The organism is Campylobacter sp. IFREMER_LSEM_CL2090 (assembly GCF_025771865.1).
In the GTDB taxonomy this organism is placed as follows: Bacteria; Campylobacterota; Campylobacteria; order Campylobacterales; family Campylobacteraceae; genus Campylobacter_D; species Campylobacter_D lari_D.
Genome location: NZ_JAKMRA010000017.1, coordinates 1 through 10076, shown reverse-complemented (window position 1 = coordinate 10076; position 10076 = coordinate 1). Strand labels below are relative to the sequence as shown.

At 23.4% G+C, this 10076-nt stretch carries 6 protein-coding genes and 1 pseudogene; 4 read left to right on the top strand and 3 right to left on the bottom strand.

All coding sequences use genetic code 11. The features are described from left to right. The 4 genes from L8V85_RS08090 to L8V85_RS08075 all read left to right on the top strand — a co-directional run. Window positions 1-1780, top strand: a 1780-nt coding sequence (locus L8V85_RS08090) for a type ISP restriction/modification enzyme (protein WP_318529735.1), incomplete at its 5' end; no start/stop codon positions are given. Beyond that, complete coding sequence (locus L8V85_RS08085; protein ID WP_263658002.1) at window positions 1780-4494, top strand: SIR2 family protein; 2715 nt, start codon at window positions 1780-1782, stop codon at window positions 4492-4494. The genes L8V85_RS08090 and L8V85_RS08085, both read left to right, overlap by 1 nt. Continuing rightward, entirely contained in the window at window positions 4487-6226 is a 1740-nt protein-coding gene (locus tag L8V85_RS08080; protein ID WP_263658003.1) for a DUF262 domain-containing protein, read from the top strand. The genes L8V85_RS08085 and L8V85_RS08080 overlap by 8 nt, the downstream gene beginning before the upstream one ends. A 2-nt stretch (window positions 6227-6228) precedes the next feature. Continuing rightward, window positions 6229-8469 (top strand): DUF262 domain-containing protein, encoded by a 2241-nt coding sequence (locus L8V85_RS08075; protein ID WP_263658004.1) that lies wholly within the window; start codon window positions 6229-6231, stop codon window positions 8467-8469. A 10-nt stretch (window positions 8470-8479) separates the two neighbouring features. Here the strand turns inward: L8V85_RS08075 and L8V85_RS08070 are convergent, their stop codons facing one another. The 3 genes and pseudogenes from L8V85_RS08070 to L8V85_RS08060 form a co-directional block, all read right to left on the bottom strand. Continuing rightward, window positions 8480-8977 (bottom strand): protein kinase domain-containing protein, encoded by a 498-nt coding sequence (locus tag L8V85_RS08070; protein WP_263658005.1) that lies wholly within the window; start codon window positions 8975-8977, stop codon window positions 8480-8482. A 130-nt stretch (window positions 8978-9107) separates the two neighbouring features. Beyond that, on the bottom strand, window positions 9108-9488 hold the full coding sequence (locus L8V85_RS08065; protein ID WP_263658006.1) for a hypothetical protein: 381 nt from the start codon (window positions 9486-9488) through the stop codon (window positions 9108-9110). A 301-nt stretch (window positions 9489-9789) separates the two neighbouring features. Next, window positions 9790-10076: pseudogene (locus L8V85_RS08060) on the bottom strand (hypothetical protein); the annotation flags it as partial.

Here is a 10076-nt window from a genome sequence, read left to right as displayed (position 1 = left end):
CTTAATAGCCAATGAAAAAATAAAAGTTATCATAGGTAATCCTCCTTATTCAGCTGGAGCAAGTAGTGCAAATGATAATAATGCAAACATTTCTCACCCAAATTTAGAAAAACGCGTCAAAGACACTTATGGCAAAGAATCAAGTGCAAATTTAGCTAAAAATACTAGAGATACACTAATCCAAGCTTTGCGTATGGCAAGCGATAAAATAAAAGATAATGGCATTATAGGCTTTGTAGTAAATGGAGGCTTTATAGATGCAACAAGCGCTGATGGCTTTAGAAAATGCGTAGCTAAAGAATTTAGTGATATTTATATTTTAAATTTAAGAGGAAATCAAAGAACTTCAGGTGAAACTTCAAGAAAAGAAGGTGGAAAAATATTTGATAGTGGCTCAAGAGCAAGTGTAGCCATAGTATTTTTTATAAAAGATACAAATGCTAAAACAAATAAAATTCACTATTATGATATAGGAGATTATCTAGATAGACAAACTAAGCTTGATAAGCTAGAAAATTTTAAAAGTGTATCAAATGTGCCTTTTATAAATATAATCCCAAATGAAAAAGGCGATTGGATCAATCAAAGAGGAGAGGACTTTGATAATTTAATGCCTTTAAAAAGCGATAAAAATGAATATGGAATTTTTGCTATAAATGCCACAGGTATAGCAACAAATCGTGATAGCTGGGCTTATAATTTTTCTAAAGAAAAGCTTGGATATTCTATGCAAAAATGCATAGCTACTTATAATGAAGACTTAGCTAAATTTGATCACCAAGCATTTTTAGAAAAAAATAAAAATATTAAAAAATCAGAACTTTATAAAGAGTTAAGTGATAAAGATATAACCATAGATGAAACTAAAATTTCTTGGACTGCCGGATTAAAACAAAATTTTATAAATAATGAAAAAATTAAAGAATTCAATCAAGAAAATATAAGAATTAGTTTTTATCGTCCCTTTACTAAAGAATATCTTTACTGGGAAAAAACTTGGAATGAAAGACAATCTCAATTTTCAAAATTATTCCCTAAAAATACAGATGAGAATTTGTTGATTTTAACAAGCTTAATGGCGACTAAAGATTTTTCATCTTTTATAGTAAATTCCATAGCAGATTTACAAACTTTAGCTAATACTCAAGCTTTTCCGCTTTATTTTTATCAAGAAAATGGAAGTAAAGAATACGCTATAAGTGATTTTGCTTTAGATGAATTTAAAAAACAATTACAAGATGAAACTATAAATAAAGAAGATATATTTTATTATATTTATGCGATTTTAAATCACAAAGGCTATTTAGAAAAATACAAATTTGAACTTTCAAAAGAAGCCCCAAGAGTACCTATAAGTAAAGATTTTAAAAGCTTAAGCATTTTGGGTAAAAAGCTAGCCGCTTTACATTTAAACTATGAAAATAATGAAATGTTTAAAGAAGTAGAATTTAAAGATGGAGTTTTGGCTGATACAGACAATGATGAGTTTTATAAAGTCACTAAGATGAAAAAACTAGGAAATGATATTTTTTATAATCACAATATCACTATAAAAAATATACCAAATATTGCTTATGAGTATAAAATCAATGGCAAAAGTGCGATTGATTGGATTATCGATCGCTATCAAATAAGCATAGATAAAAAAAGTTTGATAGAAAATAATCCAAATGATTATCAAGGTAGTAAATATATCTATGAACTTCTTTTAAAAATCATTAATTTATCTATAAAAAGTGTTGATTTGATAAATGAGATTAGTAAAATGGAGTGTGAGTGATGAAGAAAGAACAATATAAAGCATTTTTAAATACTAGTATTGAAAATATTAAAAAAGCACTTGATGAAAATTATTTAAGCATATTTGCAGGAGCTGGAATCAGTGTTAATTCCGGCTTACCTACTTGGAGCGAACTTATAAATAATATTTCAAAAGAACTTTATGGTAACGAAAAATATTCTGAAGATAATTTAGTTTTAGCAGAAAAATTTTATAATCAGTTTGGAGAAAATTATTATTATCAAAAGCTAAGCGAATTTATTCCAGATAATAAACAACCAAACGACTTGCATAAAAAAATAGTAAAATTAAATCTAAAAAATCTTATCACTACTAATTGGGATAATCTATTTGAAAAAGGAATAGATGAGGAAGGTTGTTTTTATAATATTATAAAAAAAGATGAAGATATAGGATTTGCAACTGGATTTTCAAAGCTTATTAAAATGCATGGGAGTTTAGAAGATCAAAATATAGTTTTTAAAGAAGATGATTATCTAAAATATTCTGATAATTTCCCCTTAATAGAAAATTATATCAAAGGTATTTTTTCTACTGATTTGGTAGTTTTAATGGGATATTCGCTTAGTGATAGCAATGTAAAACAAATCATTTCATGGGTAAATTCCAAAGCTAGCAACATAAAACCTGTATATCTTGTCAAAATAAATAAAAAATTTGATAAATTAGAGTTTGATTTTTATAAAAATAAAAATATTTATATTTTATATTTAGATGAAATATATAAAAAAAATGATTATGAACAATTTTTATATGATTTCTTTTTTAAAAATGAAATTAATAATTCTATTGACAATGTATTAGATTTGTTTTTAGGTGATTTAGATAAAAAATATTTTGATTTAGATATGTTAAGCAATCAAGAGATAAATGATAAAGTGGAGGATTTTTTGCAAAGATACAAAAATTGCAAATTTATAATACCAAAGCTACTAGTACAGGATTTAAAGAATTATTTTCAAATAAGCTATCAAGAAATTAACTTAGATTCGCTAGCAATTAGAATAAATAATAATAAATTAGCTGAAAATATAAAAGAAGAAACTTTTAATAAAATTGCAAATTTAACAAATACCATGGTGTATACTTGTAATAAAGAATATGGGAAATTGAAAAATAAATTTATATTAGATAAGGATTTATTATATTTTAATTATGATTATATAGAAGATAAAATAAAAAAACTTACACTAAAAAACTTGAGTGATGAAGAAGAACTAAGTTTAGCTTTTTGGCTTTATCAAAATGAACATTATATACAATCTTATAATGCTTTAAAAAGAGTATCTAAAAATGCTTTTAAAAATAAAGATTACACTACTTGGTTTATAAGTGAAACCAATAGAAAAAACTTTGTATTTAGAAGTATAATTGAAGAAAACGAAATTGAAGAAATAAAAACTTATTTAAAAGAAATGGATAAAATCAACATAAGTGAAATGTATTTAAAACTTCCAGAAAAAAATAGGAACGAGATAGCCCATATAAAAGATTTTGATTTTTTTATAGGAGAAAATATAATTAAGACTTATGTTCTTAAGGAAGAAATTATAGAAGAATATAATAGACATATCAAAGGAGGGCTAACTTTTGATAATAAATTTTATTTACTTTGTAATATTTTTTCCAGGATTGTCAATCTAGAAGTAAGACTGAAGATTATATATGAGTTGAAATCTATATATAGTAACATTATAGAAGGATTGTTGATTTACTATTCTATCAATGGACTAAAAACAGAAAATTCTTATAAATACACCAAAGAAAATATTTCTATTGAAGTTGAATTGAATGTATTTAGTTTTGCTATAAAATATTTTAAAAGCCAGGAATTAAAAAAGATCTTTGATAAATATTTTAAGCAAAATTACATATTGAAATTAAATAACAATAAAGATATAGATAAAATTAATAAAAATATTTGTAAAAATTTTACTACTTCAGGATTTATTGCAACTAAGTATAGTCAATTATTCGATAGTTTTTTAGTAATTAGTTCTTGGGTAGATTTAGCTCAAGAAAATTTTGAATTAATCATAGATAGTTTTAATGAAAAATTGGAAAACAATTTATTAGGAATTAACCAATATGATAGCATGAACTATTTTTTATCTAATCAATACCAAAAAAATAAAAATTTAGATTTTTCTAATATAGCTAATATTATTAAAAAATATATAAATGCGTTTTTAAGTGGCAAATTAGGTAATAACGATACATTAGTTTTGCGGTATTCAAATATGTTTTATGATGTTTTTAAAATACTGATTAATAAAAAAATAAAATTAGAAGATGATTTTAATCCGAAAATATCAGAATTTATAGCCAATTTAAAAAATAAAAACATAAATGATAAGTATTATTGTACAAGGTATTTTTTGGGATTATTAGGTCATATTGTTTCTAAAACTATACGAAAAGAAATAGATAATTTTAATCTAGAATGTTATAATCAGGTCAGAAATGAAAATAAAGATTTATATACACTAGAATTAGGATTTTGTTTATATAGTGATAAAAAAATACCTAAAGAAGAATATGAAAAAGTGTTCTTTGAGATCAAAAAAAGAGTAAAAGAAGAATATGATAAAAAAATATCTAAAATGGAACTTAATAATTTAGGTGAAATTATGCACATTTTAGATTTTATAGAACAAAATGAAAAAAAGATATTTGGAGAAGATAATGAGTGATATTAAATCAATAAATGATTTATTTGGGTTGAATTTTGTAATTCCATCTTATCAAAGGGGTTATAGATGGGATAAAACACAAGTTAGAGATTTATTAGAAGATATATGGAATTTTTGTGAAAAAGAGGATGATAAGAAAGATAGTTTTTATTGCTTACAGCCGATTATTGTAAAAAAATACGAACAAGATGAGAAAAAATATAAATTAGTTGATGGACAACAAAGACTTACTACTATATATATGATTCTTTCTCATTTTAAATTATATATGGATGATAGTAGATATGAATCATTTGAAATAGAATATGAAACTAGAAAAGATAGTAAAGATTTTTTAAAAAATATACAAGAAAAATACAAAACAAATGAAAAAGAATCAAATATTGATTTTTATTATATGAGCAAGGCTTATGAATATATTGAAAAATGGTTTAGTGAAAATAACAACAGAAGGCAAGAATTTTTTAGAATTTTAACATCACAAAATAATATAGCAAAAAATGTGAGAATTATATGGCATGAAATAGAAGATAATGAAGATGAAAGGGAAGTATTCTCAAGAATAAATAGCGGAAAAATTCCATTAACTAATGCCGAATTAATCAAAGCCTTATTTTTAAATAGTAATAACTTTAAAAAAGAAGAAGTTGATTTAAGACAAATTGAAATTTCTAAAGAATGGGATGAAATGGAATATGCCTTACAAAACAATGAATTTTGGAGATTTTTAACTAGCGATGAAGATTATCCAGCAAGAATAGAGCTTTTGTTTAAAACTTACTACAAAATAAAAAAAGATGAAAAATATGAAGACTCTTATGTGATTTATAGATTTTTTGCTGATAAACTTAAAGGCGATAATAAGCTTAAAGTTTTAGATGAAATTTGGTTAGAAGTTAAAAAAATATTTTTAACATTTAAATATTGGTATGAAAATCATAAGTTATATCATTTAATAGGCTATTTAAATGTTTTAGAAAACAAAGAAAGCGAAAAATCACTAGTTAGTCTTTATAAAGAATCTTCAAAAAAGAGCAAAGAGGATTTTGTGCTATTTATAGAGGAGCAAATTAGTAAGCGTGTAAATGTAAAAAATATAAGTGAAATAAAGGAAATGAGCTATGAAGATAATAAAAATGAGATAAAGAAGATATTATTGCTATTTAACATAGCTACATATTTAGAGAGTGATATAAGATTTTCATTTGATAAATTTATATCAGAAAAATGGAGCTTAGAACACATAAATCCTCAAAGCAGATTTACCATAAAAAGCAAAGATGAAAAAAAACAATGGATGAAAGAAATTATTGATATTTTAAAATTACTTCAAGATGATAATTCGAATGAGCAAACAACTTCATTATTAAAAAAACTTATTGATAATATAAATGAAAACATTGATGATAAAAAATTTGCTGATATAACTAACGATGTTTTTGAATATTTTAGTCCTGAAGATAAACATAGTATAGCTAATTTGACTTTGCTTTCGCTTGATACAAATAGTAAGCTTAGCAATCATATATTTGCTATTAAAAGAAATAAATTAAAAGAAGATGAAAAAAATGGAAAATTCATCCCTTTATGCACTAAAAATGTGTTTATGAAGTATTATAGTGAAAAATTTGATGATATAAAAAATATTTATTTTTGGACTAGTAGTGATCAAGATTCGTATTTAAAAGCTATTGAAGAAAAAATCAATGTTTTTATAAAAAATGGAGAATAACAATGCTTAAAAATATTACCAATTTTAAAAAATTAATTGAAGAATATAAAATTGAAATTCCTATTATACAGAGAGATTATGCGCAAGGAAGAATTGAGGCTAGTGTTATCAGGGATAAATTTTTAGACAATATTCTTGCACACTTGAACAACAATAAAGAAATGCGTTTAGATTTTATTTATGGAAGTGTTAAAAATGATGTTTTTTTGCCGCTTGATGGGCAACAAAGACTGACTACTATTTTTTTACTTTATTGGTACTTCGGAAAAAAGGAAGATAAAGAAATAGATTTTTTAAAAAAATTTACTTATGAAACTAGAGCTAGTTCAAGAGAGTTTTGTCAAAAATTAATACAAGAAGAATTTAATACTTTTGAAGATGGTGATAAATTATCTGAAAAAATTAAAAACAGCAGTTGGTTTTTATATTTTTGGGATAATGATCCTACTATTAAATCTATGCTAGCAATGATAGATGATATACATAAAAAATTTAACAACGAAGAATTCTTTGATAAATTAGAATTACTTAAATTTCATTTTATTAAACTAGAGAATTTTAATTTAGATGATGATTTGTATATAAAAATGAATGCTAGAGGTAAAAAATTAACAGATTTTGAAATTTTTAAAGCAGAATTTGAAAAATTTCTAATTAGCAATAAGAAAAATCTCTTCAAAGAATATTTTATAAAAAATATTGATGGCGAGTGGACAGATTTGTTTTGGAGATTAGGCTTTAAAAATAAGCACCATTTGATAGATGATGCTTTTATGAATTTTTTTTATTTTATCAGTGAAATGCTTCATGTAAAAAATAAAGAAAAAACAACAGTTATTGATTTTGAAAATATGAAAAAAAACATTAGTAAGTTGATTGAAAATGTGTATTTTGATGATGAAAATATTGATTTCTTCTTTAAAGCTATTAAATACTTAGAAAATATAGCTAATTTTAACAAGGAAAACCTTTCGGTTAATTTTGAAAAAAATAAATTAGCTTTATTTGATAAATATCCAGATTTATTAATAAAAGTAATTAATAATGATAAGGGTAATCTGATTAATTTACAGCAAAAAATATTATTATTCATCATTATTAGTAATTTTGTAGAAAATGAAAGTAATATTAATGTTGTAAATTTATTAGATAAACTTAGAATTGTAAGAAATTTAATTCAGAGAATTAGAGCTTTAAAGCAAGGTAAAATAGATTATACTGCTACTTTATCTTATGAAAAATTACATTATATATTAAATATGTCTTTAGTTAATGCAAAAGAAAATATATATACCTATCTAATCAATAATGAAGTAAAATTAACAAATACAGATATAAGCAAAGATTCATTAGATCAAGAAGTATATAAAGCAAAATATATACAAAATGACAATAATTTAAAATACACCATTCAACAATTAGAAGATTATAAATATATTTGTGGAGATCTATCTTTCTTTTTGTTTGAAGATAAAGAATTGTTAAAATTTACAAGTGATAATATTGATGAAATTTTTAATAGTCAAACTCATTTAATTATTAGGTCTTTGCTAACTATAGATGACTATGTAAAATATATTGGTTTTGCTGGCTCTGGTTTAAAATATTACTTTGGTGTTGATGATAAATGGGAAATTTTATTAACCAAGAATAATCAAAATGATATGGAAGATTGCATAGACTACCTTAACTTATTTTATCAGTTCTTTAAAAAATATAAATCTATTAAGGATGAGTTTTTAGATTATGATTCAAATGAAATATTAGAGCAGTTAGTTTCGGATTATCTCAATAACAAAAGTAATATAAACTATACCAGTTGGGTTTATTATTTCATTAAATATGGAGATAAAATATTTAACAATACAGAAAAAAGGGAAAAAAATTATTTTGTTTGGTATGATGAAGAAAATTTTAATATAGATAAGATGTATGGTGAAACAATGGGTAGTAAATATGTAAATACTTATGTAAAAATATTATCTGAAATAAGTAATATCCATTTGATAGAAGATGAACAAAGATCTGAATATATTAAAATTGCTGATAAAATAGAAATAATATCATGTAATAAAAATGGGTGGCTTTTAAAATTGAATGATAAATTTATTATAGAAAATATAAATAGTGATTTTGTTTTAGAAAAAGAAGATGAAGATGGAGTTTATATTTTAAAACACAATAAATCACAAGATGTTATTGAAATGACACAAGAATTAATTAATACTATCCAAGATAACTAGTTTAACCTAGTTATCTTGCTTTTAAAAGAGAAATAAAATCCACTTTTAAGTCCTCTAGCTTTTTGTATCTATTTTCCTTGTCTTCACTAATTCCTTTTTTTAAAAAATCACAATTTGCTTTTTTTACATTCTCTTTACCTGTAGCTATAAAATACAAGACTTGAGTTAACGCATAAAGCTCATCTTCAATGTTATACTCATTAAAACCTTTAATTTTCAAAGTAGAAAAATCATTTAAACTCCCTTTTATTTCCGTATCAATACTTATTGAATCGCTATTAATTTCTTTTGCTAATCCAAAATCAGAAATTTTTATCACAGGATAAATATTATCATATAACTTCAGTAAGATATTATTAAAACTAATGTCTCTATGTAATATATTATTATTCCATAGAATTTCAATTCCTCTGAGCACTTGACAACCTAAGGAAATTCTTTCATTGTTTGAAAGCTTTTGGTTATAATTTTTTATATAATTTTCTAAAGTTAAATCAGCATACTCCATAATATATTCCTTCTTTTTTCACCCATAGAATATACTTTTAGAATATAAGGATTGTTAACACTTCTCATTATTTCATACTCTTTAATAAATCTAATAAATTCTTTATTGTTGGTAGCCTTATTTAGTCTCTTTAGTGCAAAATGACATTGATAAAATCATCGTAATATTTATACACATTAGCATAATATCCACTACCAATAGGAGTTAAAGTGCAACTTCTGAGTATGTTTGGAATATTTATTTTATTTGACAAAATAAAAATAGATATTTTTTCATAAATAGTTATTTTTTTCATTCCTAAAGGAATCTCACTACCTCCACTATTTTCTAGAAAATCTAAGCACTGTTTAAAAATATTGTAATAATATTTATCTATCTCAAAAGATAACTCACTGTTTTTAAATTCTTTCTGTAAGTGCAAAGCTAACTCTATATTGGTTTTTAACTTTTTACTATAGTCGGCCAAATAATGTTTATTGCTTTTTTCGGTAGATGGAAGACGTTCGTTCATTTTTTTAAAACACTCTGTGATGTTATTATGTAAAGATGAAAAAACCAATTGAAGGTGTTTGTTTGTAGTGCAAGAATACAATTCTAAATAAGAATTAGATAATGTTTGTTGAAGTTCGTTAAGTGCATTAGTTAAATTTTTTCTAATATTCTATCTATATTTAAAACTCTTTTACCTATAAAAAATAAAACTATTGATTAATAAAATCTATGCAAAATAAATTATAACACAAAACAAGCTCATAAATCGATTTTAATTATTTAATGCTAGGTTGATATTGCTTTATAGTAGATTTTTGATTTTAGGCTTGTTTTTGTTTGTTTTTAGCGATATTTAATTGCAATAAAATCTTTATAATATTTTCAAAATCTTCAATATCTTCATTTAATAAAGCACATTTATTGCTTAATATGGCATATTTATAAGCATTAATAATATCTAAATCAGGATATTTTTCTTGTAAGCTTTTTATTTTACTTGATTGCTTTACTCTAGCAAGTTTTGATTTATAGAGATTTTTATATTTATCATAAAGCGAAGAGCTAATGCCAATTAAAGCACCTTCATTTTTGGTTTTGTTAAATACTT

Excerpts from the sequence above, each read along its gene's own strand:
- L8V85_RS08075 (WP_263658004.1), top strand. The coding sequence starts at position 6,229 with ATGCTTAAAAATATTACCAATTTTAAAAAATTAATTGAAGAATATAAA.
- L8V85_RS08065 (WP_263658006.1), bottom strand. The coding sequence starts at position 9,488 with ATGAACGAACGTCTTCCATCTACCGAAAAAAGCAATAAACATTATTTG.
- L8V85_RS08070 (WP_263658005.1), bottom strand. The coding sequence starts at position 8,977 with ATGGAGTATGCTGATTTAACTTTAGAAAATTATATAAAAAATTATAAC.
- L8V85_RS08085 (WP_263658002.1), top strand. The coding sequence starts at position 1,780 with ATGAAGAAAGAACAATATAAAGCATTTTTAAATACTAGTATTGAAAAT.
- L8V85_RS08080 (WP_263658003.1), top strand. The coding sequence starts at position 4,487 with ATGAGTGATATTAAATCAATAAATGATTTATTTGGGTTGAATTTTGTA.